This is a genomic window from Mesorhizobium ciceri biovar biserrulae, assembly GCF_001618845.1.
Taxonomy (GTDB): Bacteria; Pseudomonadota; Alphaproteobacteria; order Rhizobiales; family Rhizobiaceae; genus Mesorhizobium; species Mesorhizobium ciceri.
Map to the genome: position 1 here is coordinate 5,093,220 of NZ_CP015064.1, position 14,964 is coordinate 5,108,183.

Genomic DNA, 14,964 nt, shown 5'->3' on the forward strand with positions numbered 1-14,964 from the left:
AGCACACCCGAATATCGATCCTAATGGTTAATCATCGCTTATTGAAGCCGAAATGCGGTAACACCGTGGCGATATCCCGTCAAAAATTGTTCACAAGGTTTCTTGGTAAACCGCTGGTTTAGATCAGATTTTCGCCTTCGCCCCGAACACGATCTGTTACCGCTAGCCTTAATGCGTGAACAGAGCTGTCCACGGGACAGCCACAATGCCGCTGAAACGGCGATACAAGGCCCGTTGTGGCATTGCAAGCTGGCGCCGGCCTTGTGGCAAAGCCGGAAGCCGGGCCAAAGCTCAGCCCGGCATCGCCCTTAGGAGGCTAGTCGATCGACGCGGCCTGTCTCCGGATCGATGCCGTGTTCCTTGAGCTTGCGATAGAGCGTCGAGCGGCCGATGCCGAGTCGGCGGGCGACTTCGCTCATCTGTCCGTTGTAGTGATCGATGGCAAGCTTGATCATCTCGAGTTCGACATCGGCAAGTGCCCGCACATTGCCGCGCTCGTCGAGCGCCCGCAACGTGCCGAAGCGAGGCTGCAGCCTTGCCGGCGGATCGAACGCGATTGCCGGGCCGCCCTCGCCGGGCAAGGCTTCGTCATCGCGCGCCTGCAAAGGCAAGGACGGCGACGGCGCGTCGCCATCCATATCGAGGTTGACGGTGCCTTCCACTTGCGCCCGGATCTGCGGGAAGTCCTCGGCGGCAAGCACATCGCCTTCGCAAAGCACCGAGGCGCGAAAGACGGCGTTTTCGAGCTGCCGGATGTTTCCGGGCCAGTCATAGGCCTGCAGCACGGCGAGCGCTGCCGCCGAAATACCTTGCAGGCGACGGTGCGGGTCGGCCGGCGCGACCTTCTCCATGAAATGGGTGACCAGATACGGGATGTCGTCGCGGCGGTCGCGCAGCGGCGGCACGAAGATCGGATAGACGTTCAGCCGGTAGAACAGATCCTCGCGGAACTTGCCGTCCTTGACCTGCTGTAGGAGGTTGCGGTGCGTCGCCGAAATCAGCCTGATGTCGACCCTGACGGTCGAGCGCCCACCGACCGGGTCGACCTCGCCGTCCTGGACCGCGCGCAACAGCTTGACCTGCACGTCGAGCGGCAGGTCGCCGATCTCGTCGAGAAACAGCGTGCCCGAATGCGCTTCGACGAACTTGCCGGTGTGCTTGTCGGTGGCCCCGGTGAACGAGCCCTTCTCGTGACCGAACAGGATCGATTCGACCAGATTGTCTGGAATGGCGCCGCAATTGACGGTGACGAAGGGCTTCGTGCGGCGGTCGCCACTGCCCTGGATGGCGCGCGCCACCAGTTCCTTGCCGACGCCGGACTCGCCCTCGATCAGGATCGGGATGTTGGATGCCGCCGCTTTCTGGCCAAGACGGATCACCCTGTCCATGGCCGGGCTGTGCGTGATCATGTCCTTGAAGGTCAGGAGGCCGCCGCGCCGGCGCGATGTGCGCTTGACCTCGCCCTCGACGGCCTCGACCTTGAGCGCATTGCCGATCGATGCCTGCAGCCTGTCGGGAGACGCCGGCTTGACGACGAAATCGAAGGCGCCATGACGCATCGCCGAAACCACGGTCTCGATTCCGCCCTGCGCGGTTTGCACGATCGCCGGCACGTTGATGTCGCGCTCGCGCATCGCCTTCAGCACGCCGATACCGTCGAGACCGGGCATGACCAGATCGAGGATGACCACCGACACCTCGCGGGCGCCGGGTCCATCGAGGATGTCGAGAGCGGCCGCGCCGCCGTCGACCACGATTGCGCTGTAGCCGAACCGCGTCACCGCCGCTTCGAGCAGCCGGCGTTGCACCGGATCGTCATCGACTATGAGTATGGAACCTGTCATGACTGGTGTGACTGCCCGCCCGAGGAATTCTGCCCTGTGGACCATCTTGGCACAGGGTTCTAAATAAGGTTTCAAAAAACCCGGTGAATGAATTCCTTAGGATTTGACCGGCTTCTCGTTTCTCCTTGAACCTTGGCCACGGAAGGTGTCGGCAATGCATAGGGATTCTGGGCACATGGTTTCCGCACGGCGGCTGGCGGCGCCGGCGTCGGGTCAAGGCGCGGCCGAGCTGGGCGACTTGCCGGAATGGAACCTTGCCGACCTCTATGCCGGCATGGACGCGCCGGAGCTGAAGCGCGACATCGCCAAGGCCGCCACCGATGCCACCAGCTTCGAGAGCCGCTGGAAGGGTACGCTGGCCGCCGAAGCCGAGCGCGGCAGCGCCGGCAGGCTGGGCGAGGCGCTTGTCGCCTACGAGGCGCTGGAGGAACTGATCGGCCGCATCGTCTCCTATGGGGGACTGGTTTATGCCGGAAACACCGCCGATCCCCAGCGCGCCAAGCTCTATGGCGACATCCAGGAGAAGATGACCGACGCCAGCGCGCACCTTCTGTTCTTCGCGCTCGAACTCAACCTGATCGACGATGCGTCGATCGAAGGCGCGCTCGCCGGCGATCCCGCCTTTGGCCACTATCGGCCATGGGTGCTCGATCTGCGCAAGGACAAGCCTTACCAGCTCGAGGACCGCGTCGAGCAGCTCTTCCACGAAAAGTCGATCACCGGACGCGGCGCCTGGAACCGCCTGTTCGACGAGACGATGACCGACCTTCGCTTCCACATCGACGGCGAGGAACTGACGTTGGAGCCGGCGCTGAATCGTCTGCAGGACGCCGACGGCGAGGTGCGCCGCCGGGCGTCCGAGGCGCTGGCCACGACCTTCCGCAAGAACTTGCGCACCTTCACGCTGATCACCAACACGCTGGCCAAGGACAAGGAGATATCCGACCGCTGGCGTGGCTTCGAGGACATCGCCGATTCACGCCATCTGGCCAACCGCGTCGAGCGCAGTGTGGTGGACGCCTTGGCCTCCGCCGTTCGCGATGCCTATCCGCGCCTCTCGCACCGCTACTACGCGATGAAGGCACGCTGGCTGGGCATGGAGGTGATGAACCATTGGGACCGCAACGCGCCGTTGCCGGATACGCCCCAGGCGATCATCGGCTGGGACGAGGCCAGGAACACCGTGCTGTCCGCCTATCAGCGCTTTTCGCCCGACATGGCCGAGATCGCGCGAACCTTCTTCGACCGGAACTGGATCGACGCGCCGGTGCGGCCCGGCAAGTCGCCTGGCGCCTTCGCGCATCCGACCGTACCGTCGGCGCATCCCTATGTCCTGCTCAACTACATGGGCAAGCCGCGCGATGTGATGACGCTGGCGCACGAGCTTGGCCATGGCGTGCATCAGGTGCTGGCCGGCGGCCAGGGTGCGCTGATGGCCTCGACGCCGCTGACGCTGGCCGAGACGGCATCGGTCTTCGGCGAGATGCTGACCTTCCGCTCGCTGCTCGACCAGACCACCGACCGGCGCGAGCGCAAGGCCATGCTCGCCCAGAAGGTCGAGGACATGATCAACACGGTCGTGCGCCAGATCGCCTTCTATGAATTCGAGCGCAAGGTGCATGCCGAACGCAAGAACGGCGAACTGACCTCCGACAGGCTCGGTCAGTTCTGGCTCGAAGTGCAGGCCGAAAGTCTGGGTCCCGCCATCAAGCTGCGCGAAGGCTATGAGGTGTTCTGGACCTACATCCCGCACTTCATCCATTCGCCCTTTTATGTCTATGCCTATGCTTTCGGCGACTGCCTGGTGAACTCGCTCTACGCGGTCTACCAGAACGCCGAGCGCGGCTTTCAGGACAAGTATTTCGAAATGCTGCGCGCCGGCGGCACCAAACATCATTCCGAGCTTCTGGCGCCCTTCGGGCTCGACGCCACCGATCCCGCCTTCTGGCAGATCGGACTTGGCGTCATCGGTGGCCTGATCGACGAGCTGGAAGCGCTTGACACTTGAAATGCGCCCCCAGGCGTCGCTCTAACAGTTTAGCCGGAATGCATGTTGGGACAGCTCTACTATCGCCCTAAATATCTGTTCTTGAAGTACTCTCCACCGAAGTTTTCCGATAGCTTTCCACAAGCTCTATGATAGCCTTCGCTCCAAGCTCAGCCGGAGCGCATGCGGATCGGCGAGGAGAAATCTCAGCCGGCCGTGGCGCTCAGGCGAACGCGACAACGGCCGTTGGCCATGGGCAAGCAAAGCCGATCGCCGACAGCTCGAACCGAAGCCGGCTGTTCTGCTTACCGCGGAACCACCAAGAGTAGTCCTTCGCCGAAGATCATGACCCACGGCAGACGGATCTGACTGGAGAGAGACAATGGGCACTTTTTTCTACGTGGTCCTGGCGTTCCTGATAGGCGTATTGGTCGGCTGGTTCCTTTGGGGGCGCCTGCGCGGTGAACTCGACAGCTTGCGCGGCGATCTCGACCGTACACGCAGCGAACGCGACAGGCTGCGCACCGACAGCGACCGCCTGACCGGCGAACTCGATGCATGCGGCAAGACCCGCGCCGACCTTGAGCGCCGGCTGCGCGAAGCGTCGGCCGCACCTGCCGCCGGAAGCAGCGCGGCAAAACCGGCAAGCCAGGCGCCGGCGGCCCTGATGTCGACCCCCGCGACGGCCAAATCCGCCACCACAAAGCCCGCGACGGCCAAACCGGCCGCTGCGAAAGCGGTCTCTGCCAAGGCGGTCCCTGCCAAGCCGGCGGCGAAACCCGTCGCCACCAAAACCTCGGCTCCAGCCAAATCCGCAACGAGCAAGCCTGCAACAGTCAAGCCTGCAACAGCCAAGCCAGCATCCGGAAAGCCCGACAATCTGCGTCGGCTGATCGGTATCGGTCCGGTCAATGAGAAACTGCTCAAGGCACAAGGCGTCACCAGCTTCGCCCAGATCGCGTCCTGGACAGCGGCCGATATCAAACGGATCGAAGACGTCATGAATTTCGATGGCCGCATCGCGCGCGAACGCTGGATCGAGCAGGCCAAGCTGCTCGCCGCCGGCAACGAGAAGGAATTCGCCAAGCAGTTTCCAACAGCCGGAACCTCCAGCAACAGCTAATCGCCAGGCACGACCTGAAGATTGCAAGCGGCGGCGCCATATCGGCGTCGCCGTTTGCTCTTGGTTCCTGAGTTGGCCCAAAGGTCGGCTTTAAGAGGCAGCGTGCCGTTCCCTCGATTGCGCACGGGCGGCACCCCATATAGAGCGGTTGATGGCTTCATTGACCGCAGCATTCGGTGCCCATGTCCCTGCCCGCCGCAATTTTTCGCAATGACAAAAGCGCGCGCCAGCTCGTTTTCGACCGGCCGGCCGATATCATCGTGGCGCACGACGCAGGCGATTTCGGGCCGGCTCTGGAAGCAGCACAAGCCGCGCATGATGCAGGCAAATGGCTTGCCGGCTATTTCTCGTATGAGGCGGGCTACTTGCTCGAACCCAAGCTCGTTCCCCTGCTGCCGAATGGACGCCGCGCCCCACTCGTGTGCCTTGGGGTTTTCGATGCCCCGGTCGAACAGGCGGTGCCGCCGCGCAATACGGCGGCGACCAATGGCCCGATCTTCGACGCCCGTGCGACGTGGTCGCCCGAGGATTATGAAAAACGCTTCTCGCGGCTGCACCAGCACATCCGGCAAGGTGATTGCTACCAGGGCAATCTGACCTTTCCCGTGCACGCGCAATGGTCAGGCGAGCCGCTGGCCGCCTTCGATGCGTTGACTGAACGTCAGCCGGTGAAATATGGCGCGCTGATCGCGCTCGGTGAACCCATCGTGCTGTCGCGCTCGCCTGAACTGTTCTTCGAGATCGACGCCGAGGGCATGATCGAGACGCATCCGATGAAGGGAACGGCGCCGCGCGGCGCCACCAAAGCCGAGGACGAACGGCAGAAGATCTTCCTGCGCAATGACGAGAAAACCCAGGCCGAAAACCGGATGATCGTCGATCTCCTGCGCAACGATATCTCGCTGATCAGCGAGGTGGGCACGCTGGACGTGCCGGCGCTGTTCCGCATCGAGACTTACCCGACCGTGCATCAGATGGTGAGCGACGTCAGGGCCAAACTGCTGCCGGGTCTCTCTATCCGCCAGATCTTTGCGGCGCTGTTTCCTTGCGGTTCGATCACCGGCGCGCCTAAGATCCGTGCCATGGAGATCCTGCGCGACCTGGAAGGCACGCCCCGCGACGCCTATTGCGGCGCCATAGGCTGGATCGCGCCCGGCGGCCCGATGCGCTTTTCCGTGGCGATCCGCACCATCTCGCTCTTTTCGGGCGGCGAGGCCGTCTACAATGTCGGAGGCGGCGTCGTCTTCGATTCGACGGCGCAGGAGGAGTATCAGGAGTGTCTGCTGAAAGCGCGCTTCGCGACGGGAACACCGCCGACTTTCAGTTGATCGAGACCATGCGCTGGGAACCCGGCTCGGGCTTCCTGCGCTTCGATCGTCATCTTGCGCGCCTCTATGGCTCGGCGGCGGAACTCGGCTTCCGCTGTGATCCAGGCACGGTCGGCGAGGCGCTGAGCAGCGCGGTCGGCGGTTCCGGCGTTGCCACGCGCACGCGCCTCGTCCTGTCGCACGATGGCGAGGTGACGGCCTCGGCGCAGCCTTATGAACCGCTCGCCGCCGACAAAGTCTGGATGCTGCGGCTGGCGCGGACGAGGCTCGATTCGAACGACACGCTGCTGCGCCACAAGACCAGCCGGCGACAGCTTTACACGCGTGCCCGTGCCGAACACCTCATCACGCAGGCCGACGAGGTGCTTATGGCCAACGAGCGTGGCGAGATCTGTGAAGGCACGATCACCAATGTCTTTGCCGATCTCGGCGACGGCGTGCTGGCGACGCCCCGGCTCGATTGCGGCCTGCTGCCTGGCGTATTGCGCGCGCAGCTTCTGGATGAAGGCCGCGCCCGCGAAGCGATCTACAGCTTGGACGATCTGAAATCCGCCAAGTCCCTGTTCGTCGGCAATTCGCTGCGCGGACTGATCCCCGCAAGACTGACCTGAGACATGACGTCCGTGCCCACTCACACACCCCCAAAACATACGCTGCCCACCCACACGCCCTATGACGGCTCGTCGAAACTGTTCAGCATCGGGCTGAAGCCGCTCGACCCGGCGGCCTGGATCGAGGTCGATTGCCATCTGCTGCCGTATCTCGCCGAAAAGCACCGGCTCTATGCCGAAATCCCAGAGCGCGTTTTCGTCGAGGAGGACGGCACGCGCGACGCCCAGCAGGAAGTGCTCGACTTGCTCGCCGCGCATCTCCCGGAGAGGTTCCCCGAAACCCATCGGCTCGGCGGATCAGGCGTCGAGGTGGCGGGCGCGGCGAGCCGTCTGCCTGCTTCCCTCGCCGATGCGCCGCTGGCCAAAGCCTCACTGCTCGTCCAGGAAGACCTGATCCTGATGCGCAGTAGTGACAGCGGCTGGCGGCTGGTCGCCGGCTCGCTCTGCTTTCCCTCCTCCTGGTCGCTCCTGGAAAAGTTCGGCAAGCCGCTGCAGGACATCCACGCGCCGGTGCCGGGTTTCGGCCCGGGCACGCGTCCGGCGGAACTCATCAACCGGATGTTCGATGGCCTTCAGGGGCAGGCCGTCGAGCGCTACAACTGGTCGATCCAGTCCGACAACGCGCTCTACCATCCGCTCTCCGACCTGCAGCGCATCGACCGCGCCACCAACCGGCCGTCGCGCTTTCCCGATGGCGACATCGACGCCCATGCCTTCATTCGCGTCGAGCGGCAAACCCTGCGCAAACTGCCTGTTTCACGCGATATCCTGTTCACCATCCGCATCCATCTCGATCCGCTCGCCGTGCTGGCCAGGCACCCTGATCGGGCGAAGCTCGCGGTGTCTTTCGCCGCCCAGCTCGAAGCACTCGATCTCGCCCAGCTCGACTACAAGGGCCTGACATCGGACCGTGATCGGCTGATGACGGTCCTTAACCACATGGCCAATGACGACTGATCGCTGGTTGGCGCTTTTCGCTGGTTTGTGACAATGATCTGTGATGTAGCGCATGGCCGCCGGGCAAAGATGCCCGGTTTTGTGTGCGCGTTTTCCCAGTTTCCTGGGTTTTGAAGGAGTACTCGATAAAATGGCGAATGAAAACTGGCCCGTTTACGGTGAGATCAGCGGCCCTGTCGTGATGATCGGCTTCGGCTCGATCGGCCGGGGAACGCTGCCGCTGATCGAACGCCATTTCAAGTTCGACAAGTCGCGCATGACGGTTATCGATCCGCGCGACACCGACCGCAAGCTGCTCGACGAGCGCGGCATCACCTTCGTCCAGGAAGCGGTGACCGAGAAGAACTACAAGAAGCTCCTGACCCCGCTTCTGACCAATGGCGGCGGCCAGGGCTTTTGCATCAACCTGTCGGTCGATACCGGCTCGGTGGACCTGATGCGGCTCTGCCGCAAGCTCGGCGTGCTCTACATCGACACCGTCGTCGAGCCGTGGCTCGGCTTCTATTTCGACGCCAAGGCCGATAACGCCAGCCGCACCAATTACGCGCTGCGCGAGTCGCTGCTCAAGGAAAAGCACGACAAGCCCGGCGGCGCCACGGCGGTCTCCACCTGCGGCGCCAATCCAGGCATGGTCTCGTGGTTCGTCAAGCAGGCGTTGGTCAATCTCGCCACCGATCTTGGCCTGGAGTTCTCGGAGCCCGCGCAGGACGACCGCGAGGGCTGGGCCAAGCTGATGAAGAAGGCAGGCGTCAAGGGCATCCACATCGCCGAACGCGACACCCAGCGCACCAAGAAGCCGAAACCGATGGATGTGTTCTGGAACACATGGTCGGTCGAAGGCTTCATCTCCGAGGGCCTGCAGCCCGCGGAACTTGGCTGGGGCACACACGAGACATGGATGCCGAAGAACGCCAAGAAGCACAAGCACGGCTCGAAGGCAGCCATCTACCTGGAGCAGCCGGGCGCCAACACGCGCGTGCGCTCGTGGTGCCCGACGCCCGGCGCGCAATACGGCCTGCTGGTGACGCATAACGAGGCGATCTCTATCGCCGATTTCTTCACCGTGCGTTCGAAGAAGGGCAAGGTGCATTACCGCCCGACCTGCCACTATGCCTATCATCCCTGCAACGACGCGATGCTGTCGCTTGACGAGATGTTCGGCGCCGCCGGCAAGCCTCAGCCGGTGCATCATGTGCTCGACGAGAACGAGTTGATCGACGGCGTCGACGAACTCGGCGTGCTGCTCTACGGCCACGACAAGAATGCCTACTGGTACGGCTCGCAGCTGTCGCTCGCCGAGGCGCGCAAGCTGGCCCCCTACCAGAACGCCACCGGCATGCAGGTCACCTCGGCGGTGCTCTCGGGCATGGTCTGGGCGCTGGAGAATCCCGAGGCCGGCATCGTCGAAGCCGACGAGATGGACTACAGGCGGTGCCTGGAAGTGCAGTCCCAGTATCTCGGACCGGTCAAGGGCTACTACACCGACTGGACGCCGCTCGATAACCGTCCCGGCCTGTTCCCGGAAGACCTCGACCGGAACGACCCGTGGCAGTTCCGCAACATCCTTGTGCGATAGCAGCACCGCCCACCTGCCTCACTGCCTTGCAATCGCCCGGAAATCGGGCGATTGAAGGGATGCGGACCATAGCGATACGTATTCATCTGGACGCACGTCGCTCTGGAAACTTGGATGCACGCCTCGTGCTTGTCGAAAATCGATTTCCGATTTTTGGGCCGATGCGAGAGGAGAGGATTTTCACATGATCATTGCGCGCAAAATTCTTTCGATGAGCGTGGCGGGTGCCATTGCGGCGATGCTCGCCGCCTGTGCGACCAGCGGCCCCGATCAACCGCCGATGGCAGCGGCGCCGAAAGGCGTCGAGGGCTCGTGGATCGACGCCAAGGGCACCGGCCTGTCGACCTTCACCGGCGGCACCTTCACGACGGTAGCCACCGACACCGGCCAGAAGCTTGCCGACGGCAGCTACACGATGACCGGCGCCACATCGGTGCAGATCAACGGCACCTCGCTGATCCGCCAGACCGCGGTCAGCTTCAACTGCCTGATGGTGTCGACAAGCCAGCTCAACTGCACGAGCTCCAGCGGTCAGAATTTCGTGCTGACAAGGCGCGTCTGAACCAACGACCATTCGTTTTCCAAGGACGGCGGCTGGTTGGCCGCCGTCCTTTTTTGTGCCGGCAAAGGGTCCCGAATTCCGCTTGCGTCATCCGGAACGCGATGGGAACATGGCCAAAGCGCCGGCTGTTATGTTCCAGTCAAGCAAGAGCGCTAATGGCCTCTGATCAGCTTTCCGGGAGACGAAGATGAAGAAGCTTGCCGCCATTGCAGCCCTGTCAGCCTCAGCCCTCGGCCTGTCGGCCGGCGCGTCCTTTGCCGACTACACGCTGAACATCCTGCATATCAACGACTGGCACAGCCGCATCGAAGGCAACAACAAATATGAATCGACCTGCTCGGCGGACGAGGAGACCAAGGGCGAGTGCATCGGCGGCGCGGGCCGGCTGATCACCGCGATTGCCCAGGAACGCAAGAAGCTGGAAGGCCAGAACGTGCTGCTGCTCAGCGCCGGCGACAATTTCCAGGGCTCGCTGTTCTACACGACCTATAAGGGCAAGGTCGAAGGCGAATTCCTCAACGACATGAAGTTCGATGCCATGGCCCTCGGCAACCATGAATTCGACGACGGCGAGGCCGCCTTGGCGCCGTTCCTCGACATGATCAGGTTCCCCGTGCTCGGCGCCAATGTGAAGGCCAACGCGCAATCCAAGCTCGGCGACCGCGTCAAGCCATCTGTTGTCGTCGAGGTCGGCAGCCAGAAGATCGGCATCATCGGCGCGATCACCAACGACACGCCGGACCTCGCTTCGCCGGGTCCCAACGTCGCCATCGAGGACGACGTCAAGTCGATCACTGCCGAAGTCGAGAAGCTCAAAGGCGAAGGCGTCAACAAGATCATCGCCGTGACCCATATCGGCTACAAGCGCGAACGTGACGTCATCGCCAAGATCCCGGGCGTCGATGTCGTCGTCGGCGGCCACAGCCATTCCCTGCTGTCGAACACCGATCCGAAGGCGGAAGGCCCCTACCCGACGATGGTCGACAATCCGGACGGCTACAAGGTGCCGGTGGTGCAGGCGGCCTCCTATTCGAAATATCTCGGCGAGTTCAAGGTGGTGTTCGACGACAATGGCGTCGTCAAATCGGCCAGCGGCGACCCGATCTATCTCGACAAGTCGATCACCCCCGACCCGGCCGTGCTCGCCCGCATCAAGGAGCTTGGGGCGCCGATCGAGGCGTTGAAGAACAAGGAAGTGGCCGAAACCACCGACGTCATCGACGGCAGTCGCGAGAGCTGCCGCACCCGCGAATGCGCGATGGGCAATCTCGTCTCCGACGCCATCCTCGACCGCGTCAAGGGACAGGGCGTCGAGATCGTCATCTCCAATGGCGGCGGCCTGCGCGCCTCGATCGACAAGGGCACCGTCACCATGGGCGAGGTGCTGACCGTGCTGCCCTTCCAGAACACGCTGGCGACCTTCCAGATTTCGGGCAAGGATCTGGTGGCCGGCCTCGAGGGCGGTCTCAGTCAGGTCGAGGACGGCGCCGGGCGCTTCCCCCAGGTCGCCGGCCTGAAATATTCCTTCGACAAATCCGTTGCGCCCAATGCCGGCCGGGTCAAATCGGTGGAGGTCATGGAAGGCGGTGCCTGGACGCCGATCAAGCCGGACAAGGACTATCTGGTCGCCACCAACAACTATGTTCGCCAGGGCGGCGACGGCTACAAGGTCTTTGCCGACAAGGCCAGGAATGCCTACGACTACGGCCCCGGCCTCGAACAGGTGGTTGCCGACTATCTCGGCGCCCACCGGCCCTACACGCCGAAGCTCGACGGCCGCATCACCGAAATAGCCGCGACCGTCGCCGCGGCGCCTGCGGCCCCGGCAACCGATCCGGCCAAGCCAGCCGAAGCGGCACCGGCCACCCCGGCGCCCGCACCGGCTGAAGCCGCCAAGCCTGCCGAAGCGGCACCGGCAATGCCTGAATTGCCGGCCAACTCGGGCGATATCGCCAACACACCACCGGCCATATCGACGGAAGGAGCACCTCCCCCGCCAGCGCAACCAGCCGCGCCGGCACCGGCCGAGCCGGCAAAGCCTGCTGAGGCCGCGCCAGCGGAAGCCAGCCATGTCATCGTTGCCGGCGACACCTATTGGGATCTGGCCAAGAAGGCCTATGGCGACGGCGCCAGGTGGAAGGTCATTTCGGGCGCCAACAAGGGCTACGAACCCCGCCGGCTTCCTGTCGGCGCAACGCTGACCATCCCGCCGAAATAGCTCGCTTATATGCCTGAATGACACCGCCCGTCCGAAAACCGGACGGGCGTCCTGTTTTCGGGCATGTCGCCCAAAAGTGACCTCGGTTTTGGGAGAACGACATGCATAAAACAAAGACTTAAAGCGGGTCGTCTGAATCCATTCGGACAATCCGCTTTAAGGTGCGGCCAGACGCTGCATTGAATGCGCGCGCAAGATGGTTAGGTTCGCGTCTCCCGGAGAACCCTTATGACGCTTCCCACCCCTGCCGATCCCAAGGTCGCAAACGCGCTCGGCCCGTTGCCCGCTGGGCATCCACCGGTCAAGGCGGGCAAGATCGGCGTCATGCTGGTCAATCTGGGCACGCCCGATGGCACCGATTTCAAGCCAATGTGGCGGTATCTGCGTGAATTCCTGTCCGATCCGCGCGTCATCGAGCTCAACAGGGCGATCTGGTATCCGATCCTCTATGGACTTGTGCTCACCACGCGCCCCAAGAAGTCGGGCGCCAATTACGCCCGGATCTGGAACCGGGAAAAGAACGAGTCGCCGCTGCGCACCTACACCCGTGCCCAGGCCGAAAAGCTGGCCGAAGCGCTGCGCGACCTGCCTGATGTCGTCGTCGACTGGGCGATGCGCTACGGCAACCCTTCGACCGCCAGCATTGCCCAGCGTCTGGCCGACCAGGGCTGCGACCGCATTCTTTCGTTTCCGCTCTATCCGCAATATTCGGCGACGACCACGGCAACAGCCAACGACCAGCTGTTTCGCGCGCTGATGAAGATGCGCCGCGCGCCGGCCGTCCGCAGCGTGCCGCCCTACTATGACGAGCCGGTCTATATCGAGGCGCTGGCGCGTTCGATCGAACGGCATCTGGCGACGCTGGATTTCGAGCCGGAGGTGGTCATCACCTCCTATCACGGCATTCCAAAACCCTATTTCGAGAAGGGCGATCCCTATCATTGCCACTGCCAGAAGACGACGCGGCTGTTGCGCGAACGGCTCGGCTGGGATGACAGGAAACTGATCATCACCTTCCAGTCGCGCTTCGGCGCGCAGGAATGGCTGCAACCCTATACCGACAAGACGGTGGAGAAACTCGCACAGGACGGCGTCAAGTCGATCGCCGTCGTCAATCCCGGCTTTTCCGTCGACTGCATCGAGACGCTGGATGAGATCGGCCGCGAGGCGGCCGAAACCTTCCACCATGCCGGCGGCAAGAATTTCGCCCATATCCCTTGCCTCAACGACAGCGCGGAGGGGATGGCGGTGATCGAGGCGATGGTGCGGCGCGAACTGTCTGGCTGGGTCTAGGAGAAATTCCAGGAAAAGTGTGAAACGGTTTTCCCGGGAAAAGCGAATAGCGCTTTCCCTTGGGAATTTCGTCAACCGGAGTTAGAGCGGCTCGCCGCTCTAACTCCGGAACAACACAAGCTCCGGGGCGTTAAGGCGCGCCGCCGGAGAATGCGATGCCCCGCAAACTCGACCTCAGAACTGGCCAGCCCGTCTGGTCAGCCTATCGCGCGCCTGCGGTGCCGACGGACGGCCTGATCCGGGACGTCAAGGCAGATGTGCTGGTCGTCGGCATGGGCATCAGCGGCGCCATGATGGCCGAGGCGCTGACGGCCGATGGCCATCGGGTGATCTGTATCGACCGGCGCGGTCCGCTGAAGGGCTCGACGGCCGCAACCACCGCACTGGTGGCATTCGAAATAGACCAGCCTCTCTCCACGCTTTCGAAGATGATCGGCAGAGCCTCGGCGCAGCAGGCCTGGCGGCGCTCGCGGCTCGCCGTCTCCAATCTCGCCGGACGCATCGCCGAACTCGGCATCAACTGTGACCTGAGCCGGACGCCGTCGCTCTATCTGTCTGGCACGATACTTGGTCCGTCGGAACTGCGCGACGAGGCCAAGGCACGGCGGCTGGCCGGCATCGCCGCGACCTATCTGACGCCGGCGCCGCTGGCGGAGACATTCGGCATCGACCGCGAAGGCGCCATTCTCAGCCACGGCAACATCGCGCTCGACCCGCGTAAGCTGACGGCTGGGCTGCTGCTGAAATCCCTTCAGCGCAAGGCTCGCTTCTACGCCCCCGTCGAAGCGACAGTGATTGAGGATAGCGCCGAAGCTGTTGTCGTCGCGACCAGGGATGGCCCGACCATAACCGCGCGACATGTTGTTCTGGCCACCGGCTACGAACTTGTGGAGATCGTGCCGGCCGCGGCCCACCGGATCATCTCGACATGGGCGATCGCAACATGCCCGCAACCGCGAAAGCTCTGGCCGGACGCAGCGTTCATCTGGGAAGCGTCGGAGCCGTATCTGTATATGCGCACGACGATCGACCGCCGGGTCATTTGCGGCGGCGAGGACGAGGATTTTGTCGACGAAGCGCGGCGCGACGAGCTGATCGCCGACAAGAGCACACGCATCGCCGAGAAGCTCGGCCTGGTATTTCCGCATCTCGACACCAGGCCCGATTTTGCCTGGACCGGTTCGTTCGGCACCACAACCACCGGCCTGCCCTATATCGGCGCCATTCCCCGCCACCCGCGCATCCATGCGGTGATGGGCTACGGCGGCAACGGCATCACCTTCTCGCAGATCGCTTCCGAGATTGTCCCGGCTTCGATCAACGGGCTGGAGGACACGGATGCAAGATTGTTTGCCTTCAACCGCTGATCGCACCCGCAAACAATCCGTCATCACCTGATTGTAACGCATCTGAAACACACTTAAGTCTTTGGTGAAGTCGGCCGCGCGAGAATGGCTTGTGCGGC

General features: G+C 63.1%; 11 protein-coding genes. 10 read left to right on the plus strand and 1 reads right to left on the minus strand.

Features of this window, described 5'->3' with window-relative positions; all coding sequences use genetic code 11:
- Positions 1-308 precede the first annotated feature (308 nt).
- A complete protein-coding gene (locus A4R29_RS23970) occupies positions 309-1,844 on the minus strand; it encodes a sigma-54-dependent transcriptional regulator (protein WP_024502726.1) in 1,536 nt (511 codons plus the stop codon).
- Between the two features lie 175 nt (positions 1,845-2,019).
- Here A4R29_RS23970 and A4R29_RS23975 point away from each other — a divergent pair, with 175 nt between their 5' ends.
- From A4R29_RS23975 to A4R29_RS24020, 10 genes are all read left to right on the plus strand, one after another.
- Positions 2,020-3,852 carry a M3 family oligoendopeptidase gene (locus A4R29_RS23975; protein WP_063173037.1) on the plus strand — a complete coding sequence of 611 codons (1,833 nt, stop codon included), beginning with the start codon at positions 2,020-2,022 and terminating at the stop codon, positions 3,850-3,852.
- A gap of 361 nt (positions 3,853-4,213) precedes the next feature.
- Positions 4,214-4,954 (plus strand): hypothetical protein, encoded by a 741-nt coding sequence (locus tag A4R29_RS23980; RefSeq protein ID WP_063173038.1) that lies wholly within the window; start codon positions 4,214-4,216, stop codon positions 4,952-4,954.
- A 182-nt stretch (positions 4,955-5,136) separates the two neighbouring features.
- The gene (locus A4R29_RS23985; protein ID WP_063173039.1) at positions 5,137-6,282 is read left to right on the plus strand and encodes an aminodeoxychorismate synthase component I; all 1,146 of its coding nucleotides are present in this window, start codon (positions 5,137-5,139) and stop codon (positions 6,280-6,282) included.
- A complete protein-coding gene (locus tag A4R29_RS23990) occupies positions 6,231-6,893 on the plus strand; it encodes an aminotransferase class IV family protein (protein WP_013529733.1) in 663 nt (220 codons plus the stop codon). Before A4R29_RS23985 ends, A4R29_RS23990 begins: the two co-directional genes overlap by 52 nt.
- A gap of 3 nt (positions 6,894-6,896) precedes the next feature.
- Positions 6,897-7,850 (plus strand): heme-dependent oxidative N-demethylase family protein, encoded by a 954-nt coding sequence (locus A4R29_RS23995; protein WP_063173040.1) that lies wholly within the window; start codon positions 6,897-6,899, stop codon positions 7,848-7,850.
- A gap of 130 nt (positions 7,851-7,980) precedes the next feature.
- Positions 7,981-9,426 carry a homospermidine synthase gene (locus A4R29_RS24000; protein WP_013529731.1) on the plus strand — a complete coding sequence of 482 codons (1,446 nt, stop codon included), beginning with the start codon at positions 7,981-7,983 and terminating at the stop codon, positions 9,424-9,426.
- Between the two features lie 184 nt (positions 9,427-9,610).
- A complete protein-coding gene (omp10, locus tag A4R29_RS24005) occupies positions 9,611-9,988 on the plus strand; it encodes an outer membrane lipoprotein Omp10 (RefSeq protein WP_013529730.1) in 378 nt (125 codons plus the stop codon).
- Positions 9,989-10,175: 187 nt separating this feature from the next.
- Positions 10,176-12,206, plus strand: coding sequence for a bifunctional metallophosphatase/5'-nucleotidase (locus A4R29_RS24010; RefSeq protein WP_063173041.1), 2,031 nt, complete (start codon positions 10,176-10,178; stop codon positions 12,204-12,206).
- 228 nt (positions 12,207-12,434) lie between these two features.
- The gene (hemH, locus tag A4R29_RS24015; protein WP_063173042.1) at positions 12,435-13,499 is read left to right on the plus strand and encodes a ferrochelatase; all 1,065 of its coding nucleotides are present in this window, start codon (positions 12,435-12,437) and stop codon (positions 13,497-13,499) included.
- Positions 13,500-13,654: 155 nt separating this feature from the next.
- Positions 13,655-14,866, plus strand: a complete 1,212-nt coding sequence (locus A4R29_RS24020; RefSeq protein ID WP_063173043.1) for an NAD(P)/FAD-dependent oxidoreductase — start codon at positions 13,655-13,657, stop codon at positions 14,864-14,866.
- The last annotated feature ends 98 nt before the right edge of the window (positions 14,867-14,964 follow it).